Below are 26,078 nucleotides of genomic sequence, written 5' to 3'. Positions count from 1 at the left end.
CGATTCATGACCCCCATTCCGGACCGTTCCGATGTGGTGATCATCGGGGCCGGTCACAACGCGCTGGTCTCCGCGATCCTGCTCGCCCGCGCCGGGCTCGACGTCGTCGTCCTAGAAGCCGCCGGAGTCCTCGGCGGCGCCACCCGTACCGAACGGCCGTTCGCCAAGGTGCCCGGTCTCGGTCAGTCCACCGGTTCCTACCTGCTCGGGCTGATGCCGCCCGAACTGCTGCGGACCCTCGACGTGCACATCCCGGTACTGCGGCGTGATCCGCATTACTTCCTGCCCGGGGCCGGACCGGGTTCGCCGTACCTGCTCTTCGGCAGTGACGCCGACGCCAACCGCGCACAACTCGACGAGCAGGACGCCCGCGCCGACGAGGCCCTCGCCGTGGAGATCGGCGCGCTGCGTGCCGATCTGGCGCCGTCCTGGCTGGAGGAACCGCTTGGAGTCGAGGAGATCGCCGAGCGGCACATCCGGGCGCCGTTGCAGAGCACGTTCCTGGACCTGGTCCGTGGCTCGGTCGCCGACTACCTGGCCCGGTTCGGGTTCAAGAGCGAACTGCTGACCGCGATGTACGCCGTGACCGACGGTCTGTCCGGCCTGAACGCGGGACCGGACGATCCCGGGACCGGGCACAACTTCCTGGTGCACAACATGTGCCGGCTGCCCGGATCGGACGGGACGTGGTTGATCGCCGGGGGCGGGATGGGCACCGTGTCCCGGGTCTTCGCCGACGCGGCGCGCGCCGCCGGAGCCCGGCTGTTCACCGATGCCCGGGTGACGTCGGTGACGGTGGACGGCGGGGCGGCCAGTGGAGTGGTGCTGGCCGACGGGCGGACGGTGTCGGCCACGGTCGTGCTCGGCGGTTGTGACCCGTACCAGCTGATGGATCTTGTCCCTGACGGGGTTCTGCCCTCGGCGCTCACCGAGCGGATGGCCGCGGTCAAGCGGCCCGGAACCACCCTCAAGGTCAACCTCGCGCTACGGGATCTGCCGCGTTTCCCCTGCCTGCCGCCGGGCGCGCCGTCGCCGTTCGGTTCGACGATCCATCTGCTGCCCGGTGCCGGGTCGCCGATGGCGAATCTGCGCGCGATGTGGGCGGACGTGCGGGCCGGACGGCTGCCGGACGAACCGACCATCGAGTGGTACCTGCACACCACGATCGACCCGTCGCTGCGCGACGAGGCCGGACACCATTCCTCGGCGCTCTTCGTGCAGTCGGTGCCCTTCGAGCCGGCGGGTTCGTCGTGGGATCTGTCACTCGCCGGGTACGTGGAACGGTTGCTCGCCATCTGTGACCGTTACGCGCCGGGGACGTCGGACCTGGTCGCCGATGTGTTCCCACTCACTCCGCCGGGGATCGAGAAGCACTTCGGGATCACCGGCGGGCACATCCACCACGTCGACAACACGGTCGCGTTCGACAAACGGATGCCGTACTTCACCGGGCTCGACGGGCTCTATCACGGCTCGGCGGGGGCACACCCGGCCGGCAGTGTGATCGGCGCGGCGGGCCACAACGCGGCCCGCCGCATCCTGCGTGATCTGGGGCGCTAGGCCCTCGTCTCAGGCCCTCTTCTCGGCCCTGATCTTGTGGCCCACGCTGGTCAGGCAGCGGCCGCTGGGCAGGTCGAACTTCCAGCCGTGCAGCTGGCAGGTGAGGGTGTTGCCGTCGATGACACCGAATCGGGACAGGTCGGCCTTCAGGTGCGGGCAGCGCCGCTGGACCGTCCAGTCACCGAATTCGGTGTCCTCGGCCTCGACCTGCTTCTCGTGCTCGTCGTACCAGCCCTCGGCGTACTGCAGGCGCTCCTCGGAGAGGCACTTGAAGAACGCGTAGACGAACTCGTTGTACTGCCCGATCCGGGCCGCGGAGAAGCGGCAGGACAGGAAAAGCGAGTTCACCCAGTCGCCCTCGTCGATGAAGATGAGGTGCTCGATCAGCTCCCGCTGCATCTTGAAGCGGTACCGGACCTTCTCGTCGGCGTACGGCCGGACCTGCTTGCCGGGGAAGTCCACCACGATCGACTCGATCTCGTCGCCGTCGTAGGAGAGCAGGTCGAACCGGACCGGGCCACCGACGCCCTTGGCCATGTAGATCGACTCCTCGAGCAGCGGCTCGATCCGCTTCTTCAGCTCGCCCAGGACGTCGATCTCCGGGTGCCGCCAGGAGGCCTTCTCCGCCTCGATGACCGGGCGCTTACGCTCCCGCATCTCCTCCAGGTGCTGCGTCTTGTTCGCGAAGAACTCGTCGATCGGCATCGGGTGCGTGGTGGACTGCTGCGTCCCGCCGGCTGTAAGTTCGGTCACACTGCCCGGCAGCTGCACGATCGCGTTGGTGCCGCCGACCTTCGCGTACTCCGACAGGAACACCGACTGGTCCGGGAAGATGTTGCCCTCGTCGCCGTGGATGTCGTTGAACTGCCACAGGTCGTCGTCGAGGAAACACGGCGGGCCGGCGATCGGGAAGACGAAGTCCGCCTTCAGATCGTCGATGTAGCGCCAGGTGCGGTCGAACTGCCGATCCCGCTTCTGCTTGCCGAACGCGGTCTTCGCGCTGTCCGGCAGCTCGTAGACCATCGGGTACCAGATCGCGCCGGAGAACTGCAGCAGGTGCGCGTGCACGTGGCCCAGCTCGTTGAACCGGGACAGGTCGGACGGGCGGGCGTCGTTCTGGTTCAGCACCCGGACACCGTCGTACTCCACCCACAGTGACGAGTCGCCGATCGGGCCGTCGGTCGGGCTGATCAGCGCCTGGATCATGACCTTCAGGCCACCGTCCAGCTCGTGCACCTGGTCGGACTTGGTCCGCACGAAACTCTTGAAGCCCAGCTCGCGCAGCTCGTCCTCAAGCTGGGAGGTCGGGTACTCCGGCAGCAGAACCGTCGCCTTCTTGCTGATGAACCTCTTCAGGTGCTCCGCGTCGAAGTGGTCCCGGTGCAGGTGGGAGACGTACAGGTAGTCGACGTCACCGAGCGTCTCCCAATCCAGCTGAGAGTTGTCCGGGAACGGGAACCACGAGGCGAAGTACGCCGGATTCACCCACGGATCGCACAGAATGCTGCCGGCAGCGGTGTCGATCCGCATGCTCGCGTGGCCGGTGCCCGTGATCCGCACTTGTCGCTCCTCTGCTTACGGGGGTGTGCCCTTGTTGCCGCATCGAAAGTACAGCCGGGTTGCCGGGTTCCGCCCAGCGACCCCGTGACAGACTGTTCTCCGATTCGCCATCTAGTAGGAGGTTCGATCGTGGCTGCCGACGAACACCACGAGGTCTACGCGCCTGACCAGCTGAAGCCGGGAAACCGCAAGCGGGGTCAGAAGGGCGCGATCATCTCGGCCGCGATCATGCTGCTCTACTTCTGGGGCAACCAGCAGGGCAAGACCGAGATGCTCTGGCTCGCCCTGATCGCGGTCGGCCTGATCGCCGTCGTGATCGGCGACGCGATCCTGCGGCGGAACGGCCTGCGCGCCAACGACTGAGCGGCTCCGACGAAAGAGGGGGCCGGCGGCCCCCTCTTTCGTTCTTCACGTTCCGGTCACCGGCCTCTTAGCAGGATGTCCTTCACCTCGCGCAGCGCGGCGTCGACCTCGGCCTCGAAGTAACCGTTGGGGACCAGCCCGAACTGCAGCATGTCGAGATCGTTCTCGTTCACCGGCATCGGGCCACGGCCGGTCATCGCCTGGAGGATGCCCTCGAACAGACGGTCCACCTGCATAGGGTCGTAACCACTGCCGAAGCGGCGCGGCTGGAACGTCCGGCGCAGCTGATCCACCCGGTACAGCTCGCCACCCGGCTCGCCGAGCGGCGGGCCCAGCTGGGGCTGCGGAGGCTGCTGCGGCTGGCCGTAACCGCCGCCGCCACCGCCACCTCCGCCGTAAGGCGGGCCGCTCATCGGAGCGCCCGGCATCGGCGAACCCGGCATGGACATCGGGGAACCCGGCATCGGGCCGTTCGGCATCTGGCCGCCACCGTAGCCACCGCCACCGCCGCGCGGGTCCCGGTCGGGCATCCGCATCTCGGCGGTCATGTCCGACTTGCCGTGCCGGCCCGGCTCGAACCCGTCGAAGCCGCCGCCCTGGTCATAACCACCCTGGTCGTAGCCGGGCGGAGGACCAGGACGCTGCGGGGGCTGCTGCTGGCCGTAACCGGTGGGCTCGTCATAGCGGTTGTACGGATCCGGGCCGGGCGGAAGCTGCTGCTGTTGCGGGCGCTGCGGCATCTGCGGCGGCATCATCCGGTCGTCACGCACCGGCGCTTGGAGCCGCTCGGTGGGCGGCGAGGCCATCCGGGCCGCCGGGTTCATCTGCTGCTGGCCCGGGTAGCCCTGCGGCTGCTGCTGGCCGGGATAGCCCTGCGGCGGAAAGCCCTGCGACTGGGTCGGCGGCGGGCCCTGCATGCCGGGTCCGCCGGGGCCGTTGTGTCCACCCGGACCACCAGGCCCGCCCGGACCACCAGGCCCTCCGGGACCTCCCTGGCCGAAGCCGCCACGGTCGAAGCCCTGGCCGGGGCCACCATGGCCCATCCCGCCCATCGAAGGCGGACCGGAGACCGAACCGGTCGTGAGGCCGCTGCGCATCGAGTCGCGCATGGGGTCCGGAGCAGGACGCCCGCCTCGCTCCTCGAACTCGGCGAGCTGGCGCTCGACACGATCGAGGTGCAGGTCGACCTGCCACTCGTCGTAGCCGCCGAAACGCACCCGGAAGACGACGTCGTGCACTTCCTGCGCAGCGACCGGCGGGCCCACCTGCTCCCCGGCCAGGGTCGCCTCGACCCGGTCGAGGAAGGCGTCGACCTCGTCGACCTTGTAGCCACGCCGCAGCGCACGCCTTCGGAAACGCTGCCCCTGACTCGTCACAACGTCTCCCACTCCGCTCGCTGGGACCTGCGCCCAGTCACTGTGCCACCTCCGCGTCGGCTGCGGCGCCCCCAGCGCTCGCGTCCGTCAGCTCGCCCGCGGCCAGCTGGCCGCACGCGCCGTCGATCTCCTGCCCCCGGGTGTCACGAACGGTCGTCGAGATACCGGCTTCTCGTAGCCGGCGGACGAACTCTCGCTCGACCGGTTTCGGGCTCGCATCCCACTTGCTGCCCGGAGTCGGGTTCAGCGGGATGAGATTCACATGAGCCAGCTTGCCGTTCAGAAGGCGGCCCAGCATGTCGGCGCGCCAGGGCTGATCGTTTACGTCCCTGATCAGGGCGTATTCAATGGAAACCCGGCGGCCGGTCTGTGCCACGTATTCAAACGCGGCATCGAGCACTTCGGCTACCTTCCAACGCTGGTTGACGGGCACAAGCTCATCGCGCAGATCATCATCGGGGGCGTGCAGTGACAGCGCAAGAGTCACCGAGAGCTGTTCAGCGATCAACCGGCGCATAGCGGGCACCAAACCCACCGTGGACACCGTGATGTGCCGTTGTGAGAGCCCGAGACCCTCCGGAGCCGGGGTGGTCAGACGGCGAACCGCCTCGATCACCCGCGGATAGTTGGCCAGCGGCTCGCCCATCCCCATGAAGACCACGCGGGACAGGCGCGGCGGAGAACCGGTGACCTTGCCCGAGGCCGCCACCCCGGCCAGATAGACCACCTGGTCGACGATCTCGGCCACCGACAGGTTGCGGGTCAGGCCCTGCTGACCCGTCGCACAGAACGGGCACGCCATGCCGCACCCGGCCTGACTGGAGACACACGCGGTGATCCGGTCGGGGTAGCCCATCAGGACGCTCTCGACGAGCGCGCCGTCATGCAGGCGCCACAGTGTCTTACGGGTCGCACCGTCGTCACACGCCTGCTCCCGGATCGGGGTCAGCAACGTGGGCAGCAGCTCGGCGGCGATCCGCTCGCGGGTGGCGGCCGGCAGGTCGGTCATCGCCGCGGCGTCCCGGACCAGGCGGCCGAAATAGTGGGTGGAGATCTGCTTGGCCCGGAAGGCGGGCTCGCCGAGATCGGCCATCGCGCTCTTACGGCCGGCCAGATCGAGGTCGGCGAGATGGCGGGGCGGCATGCTGGGACGGCGGCGGATGTTCACCGTCCCGGACTGCAGGGTGTCGGGCTGGTCGGGACTGATCGGGATGACCGGAAGAATCGTCATGGCGTATCCAGTCTCCCACGTCCGCGGAGTCGGTCGCCCACAGCTAGCTCGGGGCGATGATCGAGAAGAGCAGGTAGGCGGTCGGGACGGCGAAGACGATCGAGTCCAGCCGGTCCATCAGACCACCGTGGCCGGGCAGCAGGTTGCTCATGTCCTTCACCCCGAGGTCCCGCTTGAGCATCGACTCGGCCAGGTCACCGAGGACCGCCACCACCGACATCAGCGCACCGAACAGAAGGCCCCAGTGGACCGGGACCTCCAACAGGAAGAAGAGCAGGGCGGCGCTACCGATCGCGGCGGCCGTCACCGAGCCGGCGAAGCCCTCCCAGGACTTCTTCGGACTGATCTTCGGGGCCATCGGGTGCTTACCGAGGAAGACGCCGGCGGCATAACCGCCCGTGTCGGAGAGCACAACAGCGACCAGGGTGCAGATCACTCGAAGGGGGCCGTCGTCCATCTGCACCAGCATCGCCGCGAAGCTGAGCAGGAACGGCACGTAGACCGCGATCAGCACGCTCGGGGTGAAGTCCCGGCGGACCGCGGCGACACCGTCGGCGAGACGCCACAACGAGGCCGCGCCGATCGTCGCGAGCAGGCCCAGGAACAGGGCGTCGGCACCCTCGTACCACGCCAGGGCGGTCATCACGACGCTGCCGGCGACCAGCGGGATCAGCGGCGGGCGGGCACCGGTGCCGGCCAGCGCGCGGGTCATCTCCCACGCGCCGATACCGGATGCCACCACCAGCACGGCCAGCAGTGCCATCGGCTCGATCAGCAGCGACGCCAGAACCACCAGGCCGAGGCTGACGCCGACCGCGATGGCTGCGGGCAGGTTACGCCCGGCACGGCCACCGCCCTGCGGCTTGCGTCCCCGGCCGGCACGGCGCCGGCCCTTGCCACCGGGCTCGGTCATCGGGTCCTCTACATCAGGGGCGTACGACATCAGGGCTCGGTCAGGATCGTGGACGGCACCGCCGCCGAACACCAGGACAAAACCGAACCCCTACCTGCCGAATGTCAACGTTTACGCCCCTCACAGGAACCGTGCAGAGCGTACTGCAAAGGCGACGTTTGAACAGCGGTCGAGGTGACGGGCAAATTGACCGCCCGTGAACCGGCCCTGGCCGAACAGGCCGAAGCCCGGCACATTCCGTGGGATGCGCCGGGCCGTCCAGCCGCTCAGACCTCGAGCAGCTCGGCTTCCTTGTGCTTGAGCAGCTCGTCGATGATCGAGACGTAGCGGTGGGTCAGGTCGTCGAGCTCCTTCTCCGCACGGTGGCCCTCGTCCTCACCGGTCTCGCCGTCCTTGACCAGCTTGTCGATCTGGTCCTTGGCCTTACGGCGCACGTTACGGATCGAGACGCGGCTGTCCTCGGACTTGCCGCGGGCGACCTTGACCATCTCGCGGCGCCGCTCCTCCGTCATCTGCGGAAGGTGGATCCGGAGCTGCGTACCCTCGTTGTTCGGGTTGACCCCGAGGTCCGAGTCACGGATCGCCCGCTCGATCGGCCCCAGCTGGGACGCGTCGTAGGGCTTGACGATGACCATGCGCGGCTCCGGGATGCCGACCGAGGCCATCTGCGTCACCGGCGTGGGCGCGCCGTAGTAGTCCACCACGATCTTGGAGAACATCGCGGGAGTAGCCCGGCCGGTCCGGATGGCGGCGAACTCCTCCTTGGCGTGTTCGACCGCGCTTTCCATCTTCTCCTCGGCCTCGAAGAGGGTTTCCTCGATCACCGTCTCTTCTCGCCTCCTTGCTGTCTTCGGTGGTGCGGGATGTGGGGTACGTCCTTGGAACCGAACGCGGGATCAGCCTGCGGTGATCAACGTGCCGATCCGCTCTCCGGCACACGCGCGCACGATGGTGTCGTCACCCTCAGCACCGAAGACCAGCATCGGGAGCTTGTTCTCCTCGCAGAGGCTGAACGCGGCCTGGTCGGCCACCCGCAGACCCCGCTGGAGCACGCCCTGGAAGGTGATCGTCTCGAGCTTCTTGGCGGTGGGGTCGATCCGCGGGTCGGCGGTGTAGACGCCGTCCACGCCGTTCTTGCTCATCAGCACCATGTCCGCGTGGATCTCCAGCGCGCGCTGGGCGGTCACCGTGTCGGTGGAGAAGTACGGCATACCGGCGCCGGCGCCGAAGATCACGACCCGGCCCTTCTCCAGGTGCCGGATGGCGCGGAGCGGAAGGTACGGCTCGGCGACCTGGGCCATCGTGATCGCCGTCTGCACGCGGGTCTCGATGCCCTCCTTCTCCAGGAAGTCCTGAAGGGCCAGGCAGTTCATCACCGTGCCCAGCATGCCCATGTAGTCGGCCCGGTTACGGTCCATGCCGCGCTTCTGCAGCTCGGCGCCGCGGAAGAAGTTGCCACCACCGACGACGACCGCGACTTGAATGCCGCGCCGTGTCACCGTGGCGATCTGCTTCGCCAGCGACTGCACGACGTCGGGTTCGACCCCGACCGCGCCGCCGCCGAACACCTCGCCGGAGAGTTTGAGAACGACCCGCCGCGGCCGTAGCGTCGGCGGGTTCTCGTCAACCGTGGCGGACTGCTCGGTCACCATCGTCATGAGACCCGCCTTCCCTTCTCTGTCTGGAGGAGACCTTATGCGACCGGGAGGCCGGACGCTCAATCGCGTGCCCGACCTCCCGTGTCATGTGCGTGAGGAGCCTTACTCCTGGCCGACCTCGTACCGGACGAACCGGGTGACCTGGATACCGGCCTCGCTGGTGACCTGCTTGACCGTCTTCTTGTTGTCGACGACCGAAGACTGCTCCAGCAGGACGAAGTCCTTGAAGAAGGAGTTCACCCGGCCCTCGATGATCTTGGGCAGAGCCTGCTCCGGCTTGCCCTCCTCACGAGCGGTCTGCTCGGCCACGCGACGCTCGGTCTCGACGACCTCGGCCGGGACCTCTTCGCGGGTCAGGAACTTCGGCCGCATCGCGGCGATCTGCATGCCGACCGCGCGGGCGTCGTTGTCGGCCGCCTCGTCGTCCTTGCCGGTGTACTCGACCAGGACGCCGACCTGCGGCGGCAGGTCCTGCGCCTTGCGGTGCAGGTAGACCGCGACGGTGCCCTCGACGATCGTGAAGCGGTTCAGGACGATCTTCTCGCCGATCTTGGCGGAATACTCCTGGATCGTGTCAGCGACGGTCTTGCCGTCCTCCAGCGTCGCAGCCAGCAGCGCGGCGGCGTCGGCGACCTTGTTGGCCTCGCCGAACTCGACGAACCGCTGACCCAGGGACACGAAGTCCGGGGTCTTGGCGACGAAGTCGGTCTCGCAGTTCAGCTCGAGCAGCGCCTTGCCGGAGTGGCTGACGATGCCGTTGGCTGCGGTGCGACCGGCCCGCTTGCCGACGTCCTTGGCGCCCTTGACACGCAGGAACTCGACGGCCTTCTCGAAGTCGCCCTCGGACTCCTCCAGCGCCTTCTTGCAGTCCATCATGCCGGCACCGGTGAGTTCGCGGAGCTTCTTCACTTCCGCGGCGGTGTAGTTAGCCATGACTCTTCTCTCGATGTCAGTCGGGAAATCGGCCGCCGCTTTTGATAGCGGCGGCCGGAAGCACGTCGGTTGACTTACTCGGCGGGAACAGCAGCGGCGGCGACGGGCTCCGGCTCCGCAGCGGGGGCAGCGGGCTCGGCAGCGGCAGCAGCCGGCTCCTCGGCCTCGACGGGGGCAGCGGCGGCGGGCTCGGCAGCAGCGGCGGCAGCCGGCTCGTCGGCCTTCTTCTCGGTGCCCTCGTACAGGTCCCGCTCCCACTCGGGCAGCGGCTCGCCGGCGGCGACGGTGCCGGGCTCCGGCTTCTCCTCGGCGTTGTTGCCCCGGCGCTGACCGTGACGCTGGATCAGACCATCGGCGACAGCAGCCGCGATGACCTTGGTCAGCAGCTCGGCGGAGCGGATCGCGTCGTCGTTACCCGGGATCGGGAAGTCGACCTCGTCCGGGTCACAGTTGGTGTCCAGCACCGCGATGACCGGGATGCCCAGTTTGCGGGCCTCGTCGACGGCGATGTGCTCCTTCTTGGTGTCCACGACCCAGATCGCCGACGGCGTCTTGGTCATGTCACGCAGACCACCGAGGGTCTTGCTGAGCTTGGTCTTCTCGCGGAAGAGCTGGAGGGTCTCCTTCTTGGTGTAACCCGCGGCGGTGCCGGTCAGGTCACCCAGAGCCTCGAGCTCCTTCATGCGCTGGAGCCGCTTGTAAACGGTCTGGAAGTTGGTCAGCATGCCGCCGAGCCAACGGTGGTTCACGTACGGCTGGCCGACCCGCGTCGCGTGCTCGGCGATGGCCTCCTGCGCCTGCTTCTTGGTGCCGACGAAGAGGATGTGGCCACCCTCGGCGACGGTGTCACGGACGTACGCGTAGGCCTTCTCGATGTACTCGAGGGTCTGGCGCAGGTCGATGATGTAGATACCGTTGCGCTCGGTGAAGATGAAGCGCTTCATCTTCGGGTTCCAACGACGGGTCTGGTGCCCGAAGTGGACGCCGCTCTCGAGCAGCTGGCGCATGGTCACTACGGCCATGGTGTTACTCCTTGATCATCCCTGGTTGCCACACCCACCGGCGGTGGGTGTCCTGGTGCCCGGTCGATGGCCACAGTCGGGCCCGAGAAGATCGGGACCAGGGAGGGCCACCGCCGACGACCGTCGCTGAGAATCAGCTCCCGGAACCGTCGGAGGGCACGCGAGGTCGACCGCGTGGGCGGTCGCCGTCGATAAGCATACGCCAAGCCGCCCGGCCGGAAGGTCCGCCCTCGTGCCTAGCACGATCCGCTCGGCAGGTGGCCGGTCATCCACACCGGCGGACGGTCCACAGGCCGCCTCGCACGATCCCGGAAACCCTGTGAACGTCCCGGGGCATGACGACTCAGCGACGGGCGATCGGCGCCTACGGCGAGCGGCTGGCCGCCCGGCACCTCGAAGGAAACGGCCTGGAGCTGCTGCAACGGAACTGGCGCTGCGCGGAAGGAGAGATCGATCTCATCCTTCGTGACGGCGACGACGTGGTGTTCTGCGAGGTGAAGACCCGGCGCACGACCGCCTTCGGCCCGCCGGCGGCAGCCGTCGATCACCGCAAGGTGCGCCGGTTACGGCAGCTGGCCTCCCGATGGCTGACCGAGGCGGGGGTACGAGCGGCGCAGATCCGCTTCGACGTGGTCGAGATCCTCCCCCAGCCCCGTGGAGCAGCCCGGGTCCACCACATCCGGGACGCGTTCTGATGGGCTACGCCCGGGTGCTCTGCGCCGGTCTCGCCGGTGTCACCGGCCACCTCGTCGAAGTGGAGGCCGACCTCTCCAACGGCCTGCCCACCCTCGTCCTCACCGGGCTGCCGGACACCGCGCTGAACGAGGCCCGCGACCGGGTCCGGGCGGCCGTGGTCAACTCCGGGCACGACTGGCCCAACCGGCGGATCACCGTCAACCTGCTCCCCGCCGCCCTGCACAAACACGGCAGCGGCTTCGACCTGGCGATCGCCGCGGCGGTCCTCGCCGGAGCCGGCGCGCTCCCCCCGGCCCGGCTCGACGGAGTGGCACTCCTCGGCGAGCTCGGCCTGGACGGCACGGTCCGGCCGGTGCGGGGCGTGCTGCCGATGGTCGCCGCCGCGGCCCGGGACGGGATCACCCGGGTCATCGTGCCGCTGGCCAACGCCTGCGAGGCGACCGTCGTGCCCGGCGTGACCGTGCGGGCCGTCGACACGCTCCAGCGCCTCGTCGAGTTCGCCGGCGGGACCGGGACGCTGCTGGAGCCGCCGGACGTACCGCCCGCTCCCGAACCGCCCGGGCCCGACCTCGCCGACCTCTCCGGCCAGGAGACCGGGCGCCACGCCCTGGAGGTCGCCGCCGCGGGTGGCCACCACCTGGCCCTCCTCGGGCCACCCGGCGCCGGTAAGACGATGCTCGCCGAGCGCCTCCCGTCGATCCTGCCGCCGCTCGACGACGAGGCGGCCCTCGAGGTGACCGCCCTCCAGTCGATCGCCGGGGTTCTGCCGCCCGACGGGCGCCTGGTGCGACGGCCTCCGTTTCAGGCGCCCCACCACAGCTCGTCGATAGCGGCCCTGATCGGCGGCGGATCCGGGCTGATCCGGCCGGGTGCGATCTCCCTCGCCCATCACGGGGTGCTCTTTCTGGATGAGATTCCCGAAATGGGCCGGGCCACCCTGCAGGCGCTGCGGCAGCCGCTGGAGAGCGGGCGGGTGCTGATCTCCCGGGCCCGTGGCACCACCGAATATCCGGCGCGTGCCCAGCTCGTCGTCGCCGCCAACCCCTGCCCGTGCGCGTCACCGGCCGGCGACCAGGCCTGCCACTGCGGGCCGGTGATCCGGCGGCGCTACCTCGGCCGGCTGTCCGGGCCCCTGCTCGACCGGATCGACATGAAGGTCACCCTGCTACCGGTCCGGGCCGCCCAGCTCCTGGCCGGCCCGGAACCCGCCGAACCGTCCGCGGCAGTCGCCGGCCGGGTCGCCCGGGCCCGGGCCGCGGCCGCCGACCGCTGGGCCCGTCACGGCTGGCGGGTCAACGCCGACGTCCCCGGCTCCGACCTGCGCCGGCCGCCGTGGCGGCTACCCGCCGGCGACACCGTCGTCCTGCACTCCGCTCTGGACCGGGGCGCGCTCTCGGCCCGCGGTTACGACCGCTGCCTCCGCATCGCCTGGACCATCGCCGACCTCGACGGCCGCCCACGCCCCGACGGCGGTGACGTGTTCGAGGCCTACCAGCTGCGCATGGGCGAGGCCAGTGCCCGGCCGGCCCGCTGACCCACCCTCAGCTTCCCGGACCGCCCTTCCCTGCCGCCCCACTCCCCGTGGTCCCGCTACCGGCCGCTCCGCTTCCGCTCGTCCGTTCCCCCGCCGTTCCGCTTCCGGCCCTCCTATCCCCGGTGATTCCACTGCCTCTTTTCGGACTGCCCTGCCAGGTCCTGTTCCCCGTCACCACACCCACCTCCTGTGGCACATCCACCACCCTCACGAACACCCGCGTCAGGCCGCACCGCTTTCCCGCGTGGATCCGCACCGACGCGCCGCGCCACCGCCCTTTCGCGCCTCGGAGATCTCGTCATCCCCTCGCATTACCGCTGTCCCGTTTGCCCTTCTTGACACTTTGAACGGAGAAGCTGATGAACTTCACGACTGACCGGGTTCACACGTTCGCCGCCCAGTCCGGCCACGCCCGCTGGTCGCCCAGTGCGCCGATCGGCCGGCTCGACCGTCCCCCTCGACCTCCGAACGTTCCTCCCGGACCTGCCTCGACCCGCTACGGCGGAGGCGCGGCATGAGTGGGACGGCAGCTGACGGAGTCTCGGCCAGCGGTACTTCAACCAGTCGGACTTCAGCCAACGGGACTTCGGTCGACGGGATTTCCGTCGGCGGGACCTCCATCGGCGGGCTGGAGGACCGGATCGCGCGGGTGGCGCTGACATGGCTGGCCGAGCCTGGGAACCGGACGGTCTGGGCCCTGGTTCACCAGGATGGCGCGCCGGCGACTCTCGATCGCCTGCTCACCGGTGATGTACCGGACCGCGGACTGCGCACCACGGTCGCCGCACGGGCCGTCGCCGGTGACCCGCGGCGGATCGCTGAGATCGCACTACGGCGCGGGGACCGACTCGGCACCCGGCTCGTGGTCCCGTCCGACAGCGAGTGGCCGGGCCGGCTCAACGACCTGGCGACGCTGGAACTCGACGCCTCCGGACGGGTCAATCACGACATCCGGCCGCCGCTCTGCTTCTGGGTGCGCGGGGAGTGGTCCCTCGGCGCGACGCTGGAACGATCGGTCTCGATCATCGGCGCCCGCGCGGCCACCGACTACGGCACGAACGTCACCGGCGATCTGGCGTACTCGGTGACCTGCGAAGGCTGGACGGTCCTGTCCGGCGGGGCCTTCGGCATCGACGCGGCGGCTCATCGAGGAGCACTCGCGGCTGACGGGCGTACCGTCGCGGTCCTCGCCTGCGGGGTTGAACGTCCCTATCCGGCCGGGAACTCGGCCCTGCTCGAACGGGTCGCCGAAACCGGCCTGCTGATCAGCGAGTGGCCGATCGGCGCCGACCCGCTCCGCCACCGGTTCCTGATCAGGAACCGGGTGATCGCCGCGGCCACCGCCGGGACCGTCGTCGTCGAAGCCGCCGCCCGCAGCGGCGCGACGCAGACGATGAGCCGGGTACTGGCACTGGGCCGGCCCGCGATGGTCGTGCCCGGGCCGGTGACCTCGGCGATGTCGGTCGGCTGCCACGAGATCCTGCGAAGCAATCCGGGCGCGCGGATCGTCACGTCCGCCCGGGAGATCCTCGAGGAGGTCGGCCGGATCGGCGAGTACCTGGCTGATCCACCCCGCGGACCGGAACGCCGCCACGATCAGCTGGACGAGGAGAGCGCCCTCGTCCTGGAGGCGCTACCCACGAACCGGTCGTCCACTCCGGAGCGGATCGCCGCGGAGGCGCGGCTGACTCTGCGCACGGTGTTGCGGCGCCTGTCGCTGCTGGAGATAGCCGGACTGGTGGTACGAGCCGGCGACGGCTACGCCCTCAGGCACGCCCGTTCCGAGGGCCGCTGACCACTCAGCCGTTCACGGACTCACGGACTCACGGCTGTTCACAGGCATGGTGAAAGCCGGCCTGTTGAGGGGGCCGGCCACCGTCGCGGCGGTGGCCGGCCCCGGGGCCGGTTGAACGACCACAGCATGTGGCCGGGTGCGTCAGTCCTCGGACTCGTCCAGGTCACGGCGATGAACTTTCATCCACGCCTCGACGTCCTCGGTCAACCACACCTTCCCCTGCGCAAGGTCAGCGGCTGGCTTCGGAAAATCGGCACGGCTGGTGATCTGGTACGCCCGCTGCCGGCTGACGCCGCCGAGACGGATACGGATCTCGTGCGCGCCCATGAGGCGGATCGGCTTCACTCCCACATGATCGACCGTAGGCGCGAGACTATTAGTCTCTTATCAAGTTCGTACGGGACAGCTAGTCCCAGACCAAATAAGGTGGACTCATGCCTAGAGAGCGCCCGTCAACGGGATCCGTTCTGTTCCACCCCAACCATCGGCGCGATTGGCGCACCTTCTGGCGGCGCTGCATATGCGGTCTGCAAGCCCCCTGCATCGACCGTATTCCCCCGGCTGCGCCGACGCCGCCCTATCCATTGGCTCGCGCCTCACCTGCGGAAACGCGGTCGGAGATCGGACAGGGGGGCCTCTACCGGTCACGGCACGCACAGCCCGACCCGGACACCGAACCGATTCCCCCCAATACCGATTCCACCATTCGCACATCGGATCCCGACTCGGACGTGGGACGACCCGGTCGACTCACTCCCGCACAGCAGCATCGCGCGGGTTTCGGCCGCCGAACACGTTCGCGCCGCCATCCCCGCAATCGCTGATGCCGTGAGCCCGCCAATCGATCACTTCCGGGGGAAACCGTTTGTCCACAATTCCTGGGCCCGAACATCTGAGCGACCGTCCCCAGTGGCTCTGCCGCGTCTGCGGACACCCTTGGCCCTGCACCGAAGCGCGAACCGCACTGCTCACGGAGTACCGCGCGTTCCCGTCCCTACTGAAGATCTACCTGTCCGCGCAGATGTACGACGCACTGGAAGACCTGACCACCCGCGGCGACCACCCACCGCTGAACCTGCACGACCGGTTCCTGGCCTGGGCCCAGGATCTCTCCCATGGCTGACAGGCTCGGCCCGGCTCGCCCCAAACCGGCTCGGCTCGGACCCGGCTCGGACCCGGCCTGAACGGCTCGGCCTGAACGGCTCGAACTGTCCGGCTCGCCCGGCCTGAACGGTTCGGCTCTGGATCAGTTCGGCCCGGGCCGACTCGGCCAGGCCGGTTCGGCGCCGGACCCTGCCGGTCAACCAGCCACTCCCGCTTGTGGCTGGTGCTCTCCGGGCGGTCGTCGGCACATGAGTACATAGGGTCGTACCACGTAAAATAGTGGTCATGATCGATCACTCAGCGGATCGCGCGGTCTTTCGCCAGCTGGCTGACCTGCTGCGACGGCAGATCGAGAGCGGTGACCTCGCCCCGGGCGACATACTGCCCAGCGAGTTGCGACTGGCCGAGGACCACAAACTCAGCCGAACCACGGTGCGCCAGGCCATCGGCCAACTGCGCAGCGAAGGCCTGGTCACCGTGGACCGCCCACGCGGCACGTTCGTCCGGGTCCCCGAACCGGTCGAACTGATCCCCCTGACCACTGGCGCACGCGTCAGCGCCCGGATGCCCACCGCCAGCGAACGCCGCCGTCACCGCCTCCGCGACGGCGTCCCCGTCCTGGTGGTCACCGCCCCCGACGGCGCAGCCACCAGCTACCCAGCCGACCGAGTCCAACTGACCCGCCCCTGAAATGACCCGCCCCTGAAAACGACGAGCCACCCGGCCGCGGTCCGGACATAGCCACACCCTCACCCCCGAGGTGTAACCAACACACCACCGCCCGGCCCGCAGAACCGCGGATTTGAACCTGCCGACCATCGAAACCGGCGAAAGCAAGCTCGGCGTCAAGGTACGGATGCCTTTTCGGTGTGGCGAGTTCGGGTTCGGTTCGTACCCCAAGTAGTCACGCAACTCTGACCCCGAAACGCCTTTAGAACTGCAGAAACTTCAGGACGTGATGCGACCGGTCAATACGCCGGACGAGCCCTGGTGGCAGGTTGACGGCAGCCAGATAGACCGCTGGTAGCGGGTTGACCGAGGCCAGCCCCAAACTCCAGGCGGGCGCCAGGTAGAAGCCGGACGGACGCTGGGCGGGCGCCAACGAACCTCGGGCAGACGCTGGTGGCGCGTTGGCGGTGATCGGCCGCTGGGTGTGTCGGGTGGGATCAGGCTCGGGTTCGGCGGTGGTGGCCTCGGGACGGGTGCCAGGACTCGATCACCAGGTGGTCGGCGGGGGTGCCGACGTAGGTCAGGGCCACCTCCTGGATGTCGATGCGGAAGAAGCCCGCGCCGACGTGTGGGGTGTCGGCCGGTGGTGGGATCTCAACGGCGCGGCCAGCCAGCTTGGCGTCGCCCGGGCCGGCGGACGGGTCGCCGGGTGGGGGCTCCAAGGTGGGGCTGTGCATCGCCAGGCGGGGGTCTCGGCGAATGTCTCTCAGTTTCAACGAGTCGGGCATCATGCCGAAGGTGATCTCGCCGTCGGTGAACTCGGCCTCCGAAGCGCTGATCCGGGGTGAGCCGTCGCGGCGCAGCGTGGCGATGGTCTTGTTGGTCCCGGCTTCGAACAGGGCCCGCACTCGGGCCGCGAACTCCGGGGCTTCTCTCTCGATTTCCTCCCAGCGTGCCATGCTTCGGAGGCTAGACCGGGGGTACGACATTCGCGGGCTGGAAGATCGATGCGAAACGCCGGACCACCGGCTTGACGGGGAATCCGGCGAGGTGAACGGTCGAAGCGATGCGAATCCGGGAATTGCACGAGCGGCTGCCTCCGGCCCTGCGGGAGGCGGTGGACGAGTTCGGCCGGCACCTGGCGATGGTGGAGGGGCGGTCGGAGCACACGGTCCGGGCGTACGTCGGCGATGTGGTCTCTCTTCTTGATCATGCGGCGTACGAGGGCCGGACCACCCTCGCCGACCTGGACATCGTGGTGCTCCGTGGGTGGCTGGCGGCCCGGATGGGTTCCGGGGCCGCCCGGACCTCGCAGGCCCGGCGTGCCGCGGCGGTCCGCGTCTTCACCGGCTGGGCGCACCGCACCGGCCGTGCCCCGGGTGATCCGGGCGCCCAACTAGCCAGCCCGCGCGCCCACCGCTCCCTGCCGACCGTGCTCCGCGCCGATCAGGCCGCCGCACTGATGACCCCAGCCCACCCGGCCGGCCGCGCCGACCCGCCTGCCGACGAGCCCGAGCCCAGCGATCCGGCCGCCGACGAACCCGAACCCAACAATCCGGCCGCCGGCGAACCCGGCTACAGCGACCGGTCTGCCGCCGAGCCCGTCGGCAGCGACCCAGCTGCCGACGAGCCTCCCGAAGGCAGCACCGACCGGACAACCATCGCCACGGGTGGCACGGCGACGACCATCGGCGCGGGTGACGCGGCGATCGCGATTCGGGATCGGGCCGTGCTGGAACTGCTGTATGCGACCGGGATCCGGGTCAGTGAACTCTGCGCCCTGAATCGCGCCGACGTCGACCACGCCCGCCAGGTGGTGCGGGTCTTCGGCAAGGGGGCCAAGGAGCGTGCGGTTCCGTTCGGCCATCCGGCTCGGCGGGCGCTGGACGACTATCTTCGCCTGGCCCGGCCCGAACTGCGCACCAGAGCCAGTCGCGACGCGCTCTTGCTGGGTGCGAAAGGTGGCCGCCTGCAACCGACGGTGGTCCGCCGGATCGTCGGCGACGCGGCGCGGGCGGCGGGGCTTCCGCACACCAGTCCGCACGACCTGCGGCATTCGGCGGCCACTCATCTGCTGGACGGCGGCGCCGATCTGCGGGCCGTGCAGGAGTTGCTGGGGCACAGTTCCCTGGCGAGCACCCAGGTCTACACCCATGTGTCGACCGACCGTTTGCGGGCGGCCTTCCAGCAGGCCCATCCGAGAGCCTGATCAAAGCCCATCACCAAGCCCGGCGCCGTACGATCCACAGCATGAGTGCCCCGGTGCAGCCCCGGCCCATTCCCGGCGCACGCCTGCTGTTCTCGCTGGACCCGGCGGTGTCCTATCTCAATCACGGCTCCTTCGGCGCGCTGCCGATCAGCGTGCAGCGTGCCCAGCAACGGCTCCGCGACGAGATGGAGTCGAACCCGCTGCGCTTCTACGGAACCGGTCTGATGGACCGGATCGTCCACACCCGACGTCATCTGGCGGGGTTCCTGGGCGCTGACCCGGACGGCAGCGCGCTGGTGCCGAACACGACGGCCGCGGTGTCGCTGGTCCTCCAGTCGGTGACGTTGGGGAGTGCCGACGAGGTGCTGCTGACCGATCACTCCTACGGTGCGGTGACGATGGCGGTGCGCCGTCAGTGCCGCCGCAGCGGGGCCTCGGCACGGACGGTGGCGGTGCCGCTGGGGATCTCGGCGGCGGAGACGGTGGACCGGGTCCGGGCGGCGCTGCGCCCGGGGCGGACCCGGTTGCTGGTGATCGACCAGTTGGCGTCCGCCACGGCTACTCTCTTTCCGGTCCGGGAGATCGTCGCCGTCGCCCGCGAGCACCGGATTCCGGTGCTGGTGGACGCCGCGCACGTGCCGGGGATGCTGCCGGTGGACGTGAGTGCGATCGGCGCCGATTTCTGGGTCGGTAATCTGCACAAGTGGGGCTGGGCGCCGCGGGGCACGGCACTGCTGCAGGTGGCGCCGGCCTGGCGGAAGCGGATCGATCCGCTTGTCGTCTCGTGGGAGCAGGAGCAGGGTTTTCCGCTGTCGGTCGAGTTCCAGGGCACGATCGACTACACCTCGTGGCTGGCCGCCCCGGCGGGTGTCTTCGCGATGCGCACACTTGGGCTCGACGAGATCCGGGAGCACAACGAGACTCTGGCGGCGTACGCCCAATGGGTTGTCGGGGTTGCTCTCGGCCTGTCGCCCGCGGATCTGCCGCACCCGGGCGGACCGGGGGTGGCCATGCGGGTGGTGCCGCTGCCGGCCGGTCTGGCGACCACTCAGCCGGAGGCCAACGCTCTGCGGTTGCACATCGCCGACAAGCTCGCCGCCGAGGTCCAGGTCAGTGCCTGGGGTGGGCGCGGCATGCTGCGGCTGAGCGGCCAGGTCTACAACCATCCGGAGGAGTACGACCAGTTCGCCGAGCGTCTCCCGGCTCTGTTGCACGCCTATCAACGGTAGGGCAGCAGCCGCACCCGCCCGAGCCCGAGCAGCGCGAGCGGGTCGAGATAGACGTCTGCGCGCCGCAGCCCCCAGTGCAGGCAGGCGCTGACGGGGCAGCCCGGATGGCCCGGCTCCGCGGTGCCGATCGGATCGCCCGCGGCGACCGTCTCCCCCGCCGTGACGGTGGCGGTGACCGGCTCATAGGTGGTCCGCAGACCGCCGGCGTGGGCGACGCTCACCACACCCCGCCCGGCGAGCCGCTGGGCGTAGACGACGGTGCCACCGCCCGCCGACCGGACCACCGCCCCGGCGGTGACGCTCAGGTCGACCCCACGGTGCCCGGACAGCCAGGGCTGATCAGGCGGATCGAAGGGCCGCGTGACCAGCGGCGGGCCGACCGGCCACCCGAAGAGCAGCAACGGCAGAAGAGCGACGAGAACAGGCATGCCGAGAAGCCTGCCCGCATCGGCGGAAATCCGCGGCTGCCCCTGTGGACAGCCGCCGACTGTGGATTACGAGCCGAAGTTGGCGTCGTCGGGTAGGGAGATGTCTGGTTTCTCCAGCTCCTCGACGTTCACGTCCTTGAACGTCATCACTCGCACGTTCTTCACGAAGCGGGCCGGCCGGTACATGTCCCACACCCAGGCGTCGTGCATCTCGACCTCGAAGTACACCTCGCCGTCGGCGTTGCGCACATGCAGGTCGACCTGGTTGGCCAGGTAGAACCGGCGCTCGGTCTCCACCACGTAGGAGAACTGGCGGACGATGTCGCGGTACTCCCGGTAGAGCTGCAGCTCCATCTCGGTCTCGTACTTCTCGAGATCCTCTGCGCTCATCGTTTCTCGCCCTCCATGGCCTTATCTTCCCCCACCGACGGCGACGGCTGAGGCTGCTCGCTCGACGCCACGCCGACGGTACCCTCAGCGGTCTCCGGAATCAGCAGCGGCTCGGTAACGGATACATCGTCGAACAAAGAAGGAACAGCCGCGGAAACGGGGCGCCGGGCCCGTGGCGGCCGGTTGCCACGCCCGGAGGCGGCGGCGACGTTGACGTACGAGAACCGGTGCTCGGCACATGGGCCGAGCCGGGTCAGCGCGGCGCTGTGCTCCTCGGTGATGTAACCCTTGTGCACGGCGAAACCGTATTCCGGGAACGTCGCGTCCAACTCGACCATCAGCCGGTCCCGGGTGACTTTCGCCAGCACGCTGGCGGCGGCGACGCAGGCGGCGACCCGGTCGCCCTTCCACACCGCGAGCCCGGGGACGCCCAGGCCGTCGACCGGGAATCCGTCGGTCAGCACGTAGTCCGGGCGGATCTCCAGCGAGGCCAGCGCCCGGCGCATCGCGGCGAGGTTGCAGACGTGCAGCCCACGGGAGTCGACCTCGGCCGGCGGGATGATCATCACGGACCAGGCCAGCGCTTTCGCCACGACCAGGTCGTAGACGCGTTCCCGGGTGGCGGCGGTCAGCAGTTTGGAGTCGGCCAGACCGGGGATCTCGCCGCGTTTACCCTCGGGCAGGATCGCGGCGGCCGCGACCAGCGGGCCGGCGCAGGCGCCACGGCCGGCCTCGTCGGCACCGGCCACGTGCTGGAAGCCACGACGTTGCAACGCCTGTTCCAGGGCGTAGAGCCCGGCTTCACGACGGATCACGGTGCGCGGTGGGGCCAGCATGTCAGGACCCTTCCGGGACGGCGCCGACGGTCAGCGACCGGAGCGGGGCCACCGGGTCGAAGCCGCCGGGCGTCAACCACCGGCGGAGCCCCGGGCTGCCCTGCGGCAGCACGCGGCCGACGAGGTCGATCAGGCGGACCCGGCCGGCGCGGCGGTCTATCACCTCGGTCACAGAACAAGCCTATTGCGCGAGGAGTTACTTGCCCGCGTCGGGGACCGGGTCGAACTCCTCCGGCACCGAGAGCAGGGTCGCCCGGCCAGCCGGCCAGAAGATCGTGAAGGCGCGGCCGACCACCGAGTCGATCGGGATCGTCGCCTCCTGGATCTTGCCGGCCTCGTCGGCGGCGGTGCTCTGCTCGTAGTGTTCGAGGGAGTCACCGGACGCCTCACGGTGGTCGCCCATCACCCAGAGGCGGCCCGCCGGGACGGTGATGTCGAAGTCCTGGTCGGCGACCTGGTTGCGGGTGCCGTCGGACTCCACGTAGACGTACGGCTCGTCCAGGGACTGACCGTTGATCATCAGACGCCGCTGGGCGTCGCAGCAGACCACGTTGTCACCGGCCTGGCCGATGACCCGCTTGATGAAGTCCTCGCCGTCGGCGCCGGACTGCCACGCGGTCGGCGCCTTGAAGACGAGGATCTCGCCCCGGCGCGGGTCCCGGAAGTTGTAGACGAGCTTGTTGACGAGGACCCGGTCCCACAGCTCGAGGGTGTGCTGCATCGAGGGTGACGGGATGTAGAAGGTCTGCAGGACGAAGGCGCGAACCAGGACGGCGACGAGGATCGCCACCCCCAGCAGGATGGGAAGTTCGCGCCAGAAAGATCCCTTGCGCTTTTCGGTCTGCTCGTCAATCACGCTCGGAGCCTACGTCGTCGAGTCGCGAACGACATGCTGGAACGCGCGGATAAACCTACACCGAGAAGAAGGGGAAAGAGGTTCGCCGCGACGATCGGCTCGCTTTCCCGGGCCTTGACCGGCTGCGCCGCGAGCGCCGCCGGGTACTGCTCGCCGAACTGCTTCCAGACGTCGGGAATATCCAGGCTGGTGAAGTTCTCACTCGGCCACACCACCACGAACGCCCGGCCGATGATGTTCTCGATCGGCACCGGACCCTGGCAGCGGGCATCCTGCGAGACCGAACGGTGGTCGCCCATCACGAACATCTGCCCGGCCGGGACGGTCACCTCGGTGAACCGGCGGCTGGTGCACTGACCGGGGATCGGCGGCTGACTCAGATCGGAGTTGAAGCCCTCGGTGATGTACGCCTCGTCGATGCCGACCCCGTTGACGGTGATCCGGCCCTGCGCGTCGCAGCAGGCGATTTTGTCACCCGGAAGACCGATCACCCGTTTGATGAAGTCGCGCTCCCCGGGACGGCTCACGCCGACCAGGTCACCGATGGTCCGGCCGAGTTTCGCGATGAAGGCGTCACTGACCGCCTCGGTCACCTCGGGTGCCCAGTTGTCGGTGCCGCGGAAGACCACGATCTCGCCGCGCAACGGGTCACGCATGTCGTAGACGACCTTGTTGACCAGCACCCGGTCCTTGATCCTCAGGGTGTTCTCCATCGACCCGGAGGGGATGTAGAAGGCCTGGACCAGGAAGGTCCGAATCAATACCGCCAAGCAGAACGCCACGATCAGCAGCAGAGGAAGTTCCTGCCAGAGAGGCATCTCCTTCCGCACCACACCACGCCGCCGTCGTGCCGGCCGATAGCCTTCCATCGGATCCACGCTTCGCATCTCCCGCCGCCTAACGGCCGAACCGCCCCCGGATACAGCACTACCGCCCGGGTTTCCCGGCTAGGGGAAGTTACGGGCGGTAGGACTGGAATGGTTCACCAATTTCAGCGCCCGGGACGCGGGCAAGCATAGTTCGCCCGCACTCGCCCCGGCCGCACCGCGGAGATCAGGCGGTCTGCTTGTCCCGCAGCTCCTTGATCTTCGCCTTCTTACCGCGCAGCTCACGCAGGTAGTAGAGCTTGGCGCGACGGACGTCACCGCGGGTGATGACCTCGATCTTGTCGATCGCCGGGCTGTTGAACGGGTAGGTCCGCTCGACGCCGACACCGAAGCTGATCTTGCGGACCTTGAAGGTCTCCCGCAGGCCGGCGCCGTGGCGAGAGATCACCACGCCCTGGAAGACCTGGACACGGGACCGGTTACCTTCGACGACCCGGGCGTGCACCTTGAGCGTGTCACCGGCCCGGAAGTCCGGGAGGTCGGTGCGCTGCGACTGGGCGTCAAGAGTGTCCAGCGTGTTCATCGCTGCATCCTTGTAGCTTGTGGCGGCCGGGAGTTCGGCGCGCGGGTGGGTGATTCTGACCCCACACGATCATGGGGCCCTCGTCTCAGCCTGCGGCGCAGAACTGGGACGGCAACCTCCCTACTCTGCCACACGCGAAGCCGGGAGCTGTAATCCAGCCTCGGCGATGGCTTTCCGGTCCTTCTTGTCGAGGTGTTCCGGAGAGTAGGCGGCGTACATGTCGGGACGACGGCCGGCGGTCCGCAGGAGGCTCTGCTCACGCCGCCACCGGGCGATCCGGCCGTGATCACCGGAACGCAGCACGTCCGGCACCTCACGGTCGCGCCACGACTGCGGCTTGGTGTAGACCGGAGCCTCCAGCAGGCCGGCCGCGTGCGACTCCTCGGTGAGCGAGTCGGCGTTGCCGAGCACCCCGGGCAGTAGCCGGGTGACCGCCTCCAGGATCACGATGACCGCGACCTCGCCGCCGAACAGCACGTAGTCACCGAGCGAAACCTCACGCACCGGCATCCGGTCCGCGGCGTCGTCGATCACCCGCTGGTCGATGCCCTCATAACGGCCACAGGCGAAGACCAGGTGGTCCAGGCCGGCGAGCTGCTGGGCGTCGGCCTGCGTGAAGGGCTTTCCGACCGGCGACGGTACGACGAGAGTGGCAGCGTCCGACACGACGGCGTCCAGCGCCTGCCCCCAGGGTTCCGGGCGCATCACCATGCCCGGCCCGCCGCCGTACGGGGAGTCGTCCACCGTCCGGTGCACGTCGGATGTCCAGGTCCGCAGGTCGTGCACGGCGAGCTGGAGAGTCCCGGTGGTCCGGGCCTTCCCGATCAGCGAGAGATCGAGCGGCGCGAAGTAGTCCGGGAAGATCGAGATGATGTCGACCTTCACAGGTCAAGCAGGCCTTCCGGGAGATCCACGACGATCCGGCCGCCCCGGATGTCCACGGTCGGGACCATCGAGGTGACGAACGGGATCAGCGCCGTCCCGCCGCCCTTCTTGGCGAGCACGATCAGGTCCGAAGCCGGGGCATGATCGATCCGCTGCACCGTGCCGTGTTCCACACCCTCCAGAGACTCCACGCGCAGCCCGACGAGCTGGTGGTCGTGGAACTCCTCCGGGTCCTCCGGCGCCGCCACCGTGGCGCTGTCCACCTGGAGGAACACGCCTTTCAACGCCTCAGCGACGTTGCGGTCGTGAATGCCCTCGAAAACGGCGATGCCGCGGCCCTGATGCCAGCGGATCGACTCGAGGAGAAGCTGTTCAGGGACTTCGAAGCGAGCACCGGAGGCGGGCGCGGCCGCCGGGCCGGCGTTCACCCGGCGGTCCCGGGGGACCTCCGTGGTGAACACCGAACCGGCGGTGAAGCGTTCCTCGGGCTCGTCGGTCCGCACGACCACCGTGACTTCGCCACGGATACCGTGCGGTTTACCGATCTGGCCGACGACTAGAAGCATCGATCAGTACGCGTCGACGATGTCGACCCGGATGCCACGACCGCCGATCGACCCGATCACCTGACGCAGGGCCTTGGCCGTCCGCCCGCCACGCCCGATGACCGTTCCCAGGTCCTCGGGGTGCACACGGACCTCGAGCCGCTTGCCGCGGCGCGAGTCGACCAGACGAACCCGGACGTCGTCCGGGCTGTCGACGATGCCCTTGACGAGGTGCTCCAGCGCGGGCCGGAGCGCCCCGTCAGCTTGCGTCGGCGCCGGCACCGGCCGGGTCCTCAGCGGTCTCGGCAGCGTCAGCCTTGGCCTCGGTCTTGTCCTCGGTCTTGGCCTCAGCCTTGGCCTCGGACTTCGCCTTCTTCGGCGTGGTGGCCGGCTTGACCTCAGCCTCGGCCTCGACGACCTCGGGCTTGACCTTCGGCTCCTTGACCAGGAGCGGCGGCGGGGCCGGCAGGCCCTTGAACTGCTGCCAGTCGCCGGTCTTCTCGAGGATGCGCTGCACGGCCTCGCTCGGCTGCGCGCCGACCGACAGCCAGTACTGAACACGCTCGGACTTCACCTGAATGACCGAAGGGTGTTCCTTCGGCTGGTAGATGCCGACGTACTCGATGGCGCGACCGTCGCGCTTGGTGCGCGAGTCAGCGATGACGATGCGGTACTGCGGGTTGCGGATCTTGCCCATCCGCAGGAGCCGGATCTTAACGGCCACGGTGTTTTCGCTCCTGGTAAGTACGTGGGTGAAGCCGACCGGAACCCACGTGGGGATTGCGGGACCGAAGCCTCGTGGATTGGCGTCACGATCAGGGGTTAGAGGGCGCCTGTCGCATGCCGGATACCAACAAGTCATTGTGCCAGACGACC

At 68.9% G+C, this 26,078-nt stretch carries 29 protein-coding genes and 1 pseudogene; 9 read left to right on the top strand and 21 right to left on the bottom strand.

Translation table 11 applies throughout. From position 1 onward, the window contains the following. The first annotated feature begins 6 nt into the window (after nucleotides 1–6). Entirely contained in the window at nucleotides 7–1,560 is a 1,554-nt protein-coding gene (locus BLU81_RS39930) for a phytoene desaturase family protein (protein WP_092553604.1), read from the top strand. A 9-nt stretch (nucleotides 1,561–1,569) separates the two neighbouring features. On the opposite strand, the gene BLU81_RS39925 is transcribed toward BLU81_RS39930, so the two are convergent. Continuing rightward, on the bottom strand, nucleotides 1,570–3,120 hold the full coding sequence (locus BLU81_RS39925) for a Rieske 2Fe-2S domain-containing protein (protein ID WP_092553601.1): 1,551 nt from the start codon (nucleotides 3,118–3,120) through the stop codon (nucleotides 1,570–1,572). Nucleotides 3,121–3,249: 129 nt separating this feature from the next. Between BLU81_RS39925 and BLU81_RS39920 the strand changes: the two genes are divergently transcribed. After that, nucleotides 3,250–3,483 (top strand): DUF2631 domain-containing protein, encoded by a 234-nt coding sequence (locus BLU81_RS39920; RefSeq protein WP_092553598.1) that lies wholly within the window; start codon nucleotides 3,250–3,252, stop codon nucleotides 3,481–3,483. A 56-nt stretch (nucleotides 3,484–3,539) separates the two neighbouring features. Here the strand turns inward: BLU81_RS39920 and BLU81_RS39915 are convergent, their stop codons facing one another. From BLU81_RS39915 to rpsB, 7 genes and pseudogenes are all read right to left on the bottom strand, one after another. After that, entirely contained in the window at nucleotides 3,540–4,859 is a 1,320-nt protein-coding gene (locus tag BLU81_RS39915; RefSeq protein ID WP_092553595.1) for a DivIVA domain-containing protein, read from the bottom strand. Between the two features lie 37 nt (nucleotides 4,860–4,896). Then, nucleotides 4,897–6,090: a 23S rRNA (adenine(2503)-C(2))-methyltransferase RlmN gene (gene rlmN, locus BLU81_RS39910; RefSeq protein ID WP_092553592.1), complete on the bottom strand. Its 1,194-nt coding sequence runs from the start codon at nucleotides 6,088–6,090 to the stop codon at nucleotides 4,897–4,899. A 43-nt stretch (nucleotides 6,091–6,133) separates the two neighbouring features. After that, nucleotides 6,134–7,018: pseudogene (locus tag BLU81_RS39905) on the bottom strand (phosphatidate cytidylyltransferase); the annotation flags it as partial. 251 nt (nucleotides 7,019–7,269) lie between these two features. Further along, nucleotides 7,270–7,827, bottom strand: coding sequence for a ribosome recycling factor (gene frr / locus BLU81_RS39900; protein ID WP_092553589.1), 558 nt, complete (start codon nucleotides 7,825–7,827; stop codon nucleotides 7,270–7,272). 72 nt (nucleotides 7,828–7,899) lie between these two features. Next, nucleotides 7,900–8,655 (bottom strand): UMP kinase, encoded by a 756-nt coding sequence (gene pyrH, locus BLU81_RS39895; RefSeq protein WP_172890879.1) that lies wholly within the window; start codon nucleotides 8,653–8,655, stop codon nucleotides 7,900–7,902. A gap of 108 nt (nucleotides 8,656–8,763) precedes the next feature. Then, the gene (tsf, locus tag BLU81_RS39890) at nucleotides 8,764–9,594 is read right to left on the bottom strand and encodes a translation elongation factor Ts (RefSeq protein ID WP_092553583.1); all 831 of its coding nucleotides are present in this window, start codon (nucleotides 9,592–9,594) and stop codon (nucleotides 8,764–8,766) included. Nucleotides 9,595–9,668: 74 nt separating this feature from the next. Further along, nucleotides 9,669–10,616 carry a 30S ribosomal protein S2 gene (gene rpsB / locus BLU81_RS39885; protein ID WP_092553580.1) on the bottom strand — a complete coding sequence of 316 codons (948 nt, stop codon included), beginning with the start codon at nucleotides 10,614–10,616 and terminating at the stop codon, nucleotides 9,669–9,671. 335 nt (nucleotides 10,617–10,951) lie between these two features. Between rpsB and BLU81_RS39880 the strand changes: the two genes are divergently transcribed. From BLU81_RS39880 to BLU81_RS39870, 3 genes are all read left to right on the top strand, one after another. Next, entirely contained in the window at nucleotides 10,952–11,311 is a 360-nt protein-coding gene (locus BLU81_RS39880; RefSeq protein ID WP_092553577.1) for a YraN family protein, read from the top strand. After that, entirely contained in the window at nucleotides 11,311–12,846 is a 1,536-nt protein-coding gene (locus tag BLU81_RS39875; protein WP_092553574.1) for a YifB family Mg chelatase-like AAA ATPase, read from the top strand. The genes BLU81_RS39880 and BLU81_RS39875 overlap by 1 nt, the downstream gene beginning before the upstream one ends. Nucleotides 12,847–13,465: 619 nt before the next feature. Continuing rightward, nucleotides 13,466–14,641, top strand: a complete 1,176-nt coding sequence (locus tag BLU81_RS39870; RefSeq protein ID WP_231954879.1) for a DNA-processing protein DprA — start codon at nucleotides 13,466–13,468, stop codon at nucleotides 14,639–14,641. Nucleotides 14,642–14,782: 141 nt separating this feature from the next. Here BLU81_RS39870 and BLU81_RS39865 read toward each other — a convergent pair whose 3' ends face one another. Further along, nucleotides 14,783–14,968, bottom strand: coding sequence for a regulator (locus BLU81_RS39865; protein WP_067698744.1), 186 nt, complete (start codon nucleotides 14,966–14,968; stop codon nucleotides 14,783–14,785). 538 nt (nucleotides 14,969–15,506) lie between these two features. On the opposite strand from BLU81_RS39865, the gene BLU81_RS39860 reads away from it, so the two are divergent. Further along, nucleotides 15,507–15,764, top strand: coding sequence for a hypothetical protein (locus BLU81_RS39860; RefSeq protein WP_231953733.1), 258 nt, complete (start codon nucleotides 15,507–15,509; stop codon nucleotides 15,762–15,764). Nucleotides 15,765–16,030: 266 nt separating this feature from the next. Continuing rightward, nucleotides 16,031–16,435 carry a winged helix-turn-helix domain-containing protein gene (locus BLU81_RS39855; RefSeq protein WP_092558300.1) on the top strand — a complete coding sequence of 135 codons (405 nt, stop codon included), beginning with the start codon at nucleotides 16,031–16,033 and terminating at the stop codon, nucleotides 16,433–16,435. A 476-nt stretch (nucleotides 16,436–16,911) separates the two neighbouring features. On the opposite strand, the gene BLU81_RS39850 is transcribed toward BLU81_RS39855, so the two are convergent. Beyond that, nucleotides 16,912–17,373 carry a pyridoxamine 5'-phosphate oxidase family protein gene (locus BLU81_RS39850; RefSeq protein ID WP_092553568.1) on the bottom strand — a complete coding sequence of 154 codons (462 nt, stop codon included), beginning with the start codon at nucleotides 17,371–17,373 and terminating at the stop codon, nucleotides 16,912–16,914. A gap of 107 nt (nucleotides 17,374–17,480) precedes the next feature. Here BLU81_RS39850 and BLU81_RS39845 point away from each other — a divergent pair, with 107 nt between their 5' ends. Together BLU81_RS39845 and BLU81_RS39840 are read left to right on the top strand one after the other, a co-directional pair. Then, complete coding sequence (locus BLU81_RS39845) at nucleotides 17,481–18,623, top strand: tyrosine recombinase XerC (RefSeq protein WP_092553565.1); 1,143 nt, start codon at nucleotides 17,481–17,483, stop codon at nucleotides 18,621–18,623. 41 nt (nucleotides 18,624–18,664) lie between these two features. Then, nucleotides 18,665–19,852, top strand: coding sequence for an aminotransferase class V-fold PLP-dependent enzyme (locus tag BLU81_RS39840; protein WP_092553562.1), 1,188 nt, complete (start codon nucleotides 18,665–18,667; stop codon nucleotides 19,850–19,852). Here the strand turns inward: BLU81_RS39840 and BLU81_RS39835 are convergent. The 11 genes from BLU81_RS39835 to rpsP all read right to left on the bottom strand — a co-directional run bounded on the left by BLU81_RS39835 (nucleotide 19,843) and on the right by rpsP (nucleotide 25,926). Next, complete coding sequence (locus BLU81_RS39835; RefSeq protein ID WP_092553559.1) at nucleotides 19,843–20,280, bottom strand: murein hydrolase activator EnvC family protein; 438 nt, start codon at nucleotides 20,278–20,280, stop codon at nucleotides 19,843–19,845. The two genes, BLU81_RS39840 and BLU81_RS39835, sit on opposite strands and share 10 nt — an antisense overlap. A 66-nt stretch (nucleotides 20,281–20,346) precedes the next feature. Then, a complete protein-coding gene (locus tag BLU81_RS39830; RefSeq protein ID WP_092553556.1) occupies nucleotides 20,347–20,670 on the bottom strand; it encodes a DUF2469 domain-containing protein in 324 nt (107 codons plus the stop codon). Continuing rightward, complete coding sequence (locus tag BLU81_RS39825) at nucleotides 20,667–21,506, bottom strand: ribonuclease HII (RefSeq protein WP_092553553.1); 840 nt, start codon at nucleotides 21,504–21,506, stop codon at nucleotides 20,667–20,669. Before BLU81_RS39825 ends, BLU81_RS39830 begins: the two co-directional genes overlap by 4 nt. Nucleotide 21,507: 1 nt before the next feature. After that, nucleotides 21,508–21,678 (bottom strand): hypothetical protein, encoded by a 171-nt coding sequence (locus tag BLU81_RS48855; RefSeq protein ID WP_157751987.1) that lies wholly within the window; start codon nucleotides 21,676–21,678, stop codon nucleotides 21,508–21,510. Between the two features lie 24 nt (nucleotides 21,679–21,702). Further along, the gene (lepB, locus tag BLU81_RS39820) at nucleotides 21,703–22,362 is read right to left on the bottom strand and encodes a signal peptidase I (RefSeq protein WP_092553550.1); all 660 of its coding nucleotides are present in this window, start codon (nucleotides 22,360–22,362) and stop codon (nucleotides 21,703–21,705) included. After that, complete coding sequence (gene lepB, locus BLU81_RS39815) at nucleotides 22,359–23,249, bottom strand: signal peptidase I (protein WP_092553547.1); 891 nt, start codon at nucleotides 23,247–23,249, stop codon at nucleotides 22,359–22,361. Before lepB (BLU81_RS39815) ends, lepB (BLU81_RS39820) begins: the two co-directional genes overlap by 4 nt. A 166-nt stretch (nucleotides 23,250–23,415) precedes the next feature. Then, the gene (gene rplS, locus BLU81_RS39810) at nucleotides 23,416–23,772 is read right to left on the bottom strand and encodes a 50S ribosomal protein L19 (protein WP_092553544.1); all 357 of its coding nucleotides are present in this window, start codon (nucleotides 23,770–23,772) and stop codon (nucleotides 23,416–23,418) included. Nucleotides 23,773–23,892: 120 nt separating this feature from the next. Beyond that, nucleotides 23,893–24,657, bottom strand: a complete 765-nt coding sequence (gene trmD / locus BLU81_RS39805; protein WP_092553541.1) for a tRNA (guanosine(37)-N1)-methyltransferase TrmD — start codon at nucleotides 24,655–24,657, stop codon at nucleotides 23,893–23,895. Then, complete coding sequence (rimM, locus tag BLU81_RS39800; RefSeq protein WP_092553538.1) at nucleotides 24,654–25,223, bottom strand: ribosome maturation factor RimM; 570 nt, start codon at nucleotides 25,221–25,223, stop codon at nucleotides 24,654–24,656. Before rimM ends, trmD begins: the two co-directional genes overlap by 4 nt. Before the next feature lie 3 nt (nucleotides 25,224–25,226). Further along, nucleotides 25,227–25,484, bottom strand: a complete 258-nt coding sequence (locus BLU81_RS39795) for an RNA-binding protein (RefSeq protein ID WP_092553535.1) — start codon at nucleotides 25,482–25,484, stop codon at nucleotides 25,227–25,229. Next, complete coding sequence (gene rpsP / locus BLU81_RS39790; protein ID WP_092553532.1) at nucleotides 25,462–25,926, bottom strand: 30S ribosomal protein S16; 465 nt, start codon at nucleotides 25,924–25,926, stop codon at nucleotides 25,462–25,464. Before rpsP ends, BLU81_RS39795 begins: the two co-directional genes overlap by 23 nt. Between the last annotated feature and the right edge of the window lie 152 nt (nucleotides 25,927–26,078).

The organism is Actinoplanes derwentensis (assembly GCF_900104725.1).
GTDB classification, from domain to species: Bacteria; Actinomycetota; Actinomycetes; order Mycobacteriales; family Micromonosporaceae; genus Actinoplanes; species Actinoplanes derwentensis.
Note: the sequence above shows the minus strand (reverse complement) of the source record. Positions and strands in the feature narration are given on the sequence as shown.

Excerpts from the sequence above, each read along its gene's own strand:
- BLU81_RS39930 (WP_092553604.1), top strand. The coding sequence starts at position 7 with ATGACCCCCATTCCGGACCGTTCCGATGTGGTGATCATCGGGGCCGGT.
- rlmN (WP_092553592.1), bottom strand. The coding sequence starts at position 6,090 with ATGACGATTCTTCCGGTCATCCCGATCAGTCCCGACCAGCCCGACACC.
- pyrH (WP_172890879.1), bottom strand. The coding sequence starts at position 8,655 with ATGGTGACCGAGCAGTCCGCCACGGTTGACGAGAACCCGCCGACGCTA.
- tsf (WP_092553583.1), bottom strand. The coding sequence starts at position 9,594 with ATGGCTAACTACACCGCCGCGGAAGTGAAGAAGCTCCGCGAACTCACC.
- rpsB (WP_092553580.1), bottom strand. The coding sequence starts at position 10,616 with ATGGCCGTAGTGACCATGCGCCAGCTGCTCGAGAGCGGCGTCCACTTC.
- BLU81_RS39880 (WP_092553577.1), top strand. The coding sequence starts at position 10,952 with ATGACGACTCAGCGACGGGCGATCGGCGCCTACGGCGAGCGGCTGGCC.
- BLU81_RS39875 (WP_092553574.1), top strand. The coding sequence starts at position 11,311 with ATGGGCTACGCCCGGGTGCTCTGCGCCGGTCTCGCCGGTGTCACCGGC.
- BLU81_RS39865 (WP_067698744.1), bottom strand. The coding sequence starts at position 14,968 with ATGGGCGCGCACGAGATCCGTATCCGTCTCGGCGGCGTCAGCCGGCAG.
- BLU81_RS39855 (WP_092558300.1), top strand. The coding sequence starts at position 16,031 with ATGATCGATCACTCAGCGGATCGCGCGGTCTTTCGCCAGCTGGCTGAC.
- BLU81_RS39850 (WP_092553568.1), bottom strand. The coding sequence starts at position 17,373 with ATGGCACGCTGGGAGGAAATCGAGAGAGAAGCCCCGGAGTTCGCGGCC.
- BLU81_RS39845 (WP_092553565.1), top strand. The coding sequence starts at position 17,481 with ATGCGAATCCGGGAATTGCACGAGCGGCTGCCTCCGGCCCTGCGGGAG.
- BLU81_RS39840 (WP_092553562.1), top strand. The coding sequence starts at position 18,665 with ATGAGTGCCCCGGTGCAGCCCCGGCCCATTCCCGGCGCACGCCTGCTG.
- BLU81_RS39835 (WP_092553559.1), bottom strand. The coding sequence starts at position 20,280 with ATGCCTGTTCTCGTCGCTCTTCTGCCGTTGCTGCTCTTCGGGTGGCCG.
- BLU81_RS39830 (WP_092553556.1), bottom strand. The coding sequence starts at position 20,670 with ATGAGCGCAGAGGATCTCGAGAAGTACGAGACCGAGATGGAGCTGCAG.
- BLU81_RS39825 (WP_092553553.1), bottom strand. The coding sequence starts at position 21,506 with ATGCTGGCCCCACCGCGCACCGTGATCCGTCGTGAAGCCGGGCTCTAC.
- lepB (WP_092553547.1), bottom strand. The coding sequence starts at position 23,249 with ATGCGAAGCGTGGATCCGATGGAAGGCTATCGGCCGGCACGACGGCGG.
- rplS (WP_092553544.1), bottom strand. The coding sequence starts at position 23,772 with ATGAACACGCTGGACACTCTTGACGCCCAGTCGCAGCGCACCGACCTC.
- rimM (WP_092553538.1), bottom strand. The coding sequence starts at position 25,223 with ATGCTTCTAGTCGTCGGCCAGATCGGTAAACCGCACGGTATCCGTGGC.